The organism is Agromyces sp. NPDC055658, assembly GCF_053618155.1.
On record NZ_JBSHHD010000152.1, the window covers coordinates 1 to 1,054 of the forward strand.

Sequence of the window (1,054 nt, forward strand, 5' to 3'; positions counted from 1 at the left end):
TTCCGGCTGACCGCAACGGATCTTCACAGGTCAGAGGCAAAGCCGCACCCTGAGCACACCGCTTATCCACATGGGGGGTCCTCACCGATTCCACATGCAATGCGACACTCTTCCATGCCCAACCAACTAGATCGGACCGAAAATCGATGATCATCGGGATACCGCGCGAGTCCCTGACTGGTGAAACGCGCGTCGCCGCCACGCCGCAGACTGTCGGACAGATTATCAAGCTCGGCTATGAGGTAGTCGTAGAAACCGGCGCCGGCGCTGCCTCGAGTTTCTCCGATGCCGCCTACGTCGACGCCGGTGCCGAGATCGGCCAGGCGTGGGACGCCGACGTAGTACTGAAGGTCAACGCACCCGATGATGCCGAGATCGGCAAGCTGCGCGACGGCGCGACCCTGGTCAGCCTTATCTCCCCCGGGCTCAAGCCCGAGCTGGTCGAGAAGCTGTCCACCCGCCCGATCACAGTGCTGGCGATGGACGCGGTGCCGCGTATCTCCCGGGCCCAGTCGTTGGACGTGCTGTCGTCGATGGCCAACATCGCCGGCTACCGCGCCGTGGTCGAGGCCGCCCACGCATTCGGCCGGTTCTTCACCGGTCAGGTGACCGCGGCGGGCAAGGTGCCCCCGGCCAAGGTGCTCGTGGTCGGAGCCGGTGTCGCCGGCCTGGCCGCCATCGGTGCCGCCGGCAGCCTCGGCGCGATCGTGCGGGCCACCGACCCGCGGCCCGAGGTGGCCGATCAGGTCGCCTCCCTCGGCGGCGAGTACCTGTCGGTCGCGAACGAGCAGGCCGAAGTCTCGGCCACCGGCTACGCCAAAGAGATGGACGACGACTACAAGGCCCGCGAGGCGCAGCTGTACGCCGAGCAGTGCAAGGACGTCGACATCATCGTCACGACCGCGCTGATTCCCGGCAGGCCCGCACCGCGCATCATCACCGCCGAGATGGTGGCCTCGATGAAGGCCGGCAGCGTCATCGTCGACATGGCCGCGGCCAACGGCGGCAACGTCGAGGGCACGGTCAAGGACGAGGCTATCGTCACCGACAACGG

1 protein-coding gene is annotated in these 1,054 nt (G+C 66.9%); it reads left to right on the forward strand.

The genetic code is table 11. The features are described 5' to 3' along the window. Positions 1 to 146: 146 nt before the first annotated feature. A partial coding sequence (locus ACWGPE_RS19265) for a Re/Si-specific NAD(P)(+) transhydrogenase subunit alpha (protein ID WP_452049358.1) occupies positions 147 to 1,054 on the forward strand: 908 nt, incomplete at its 3' end.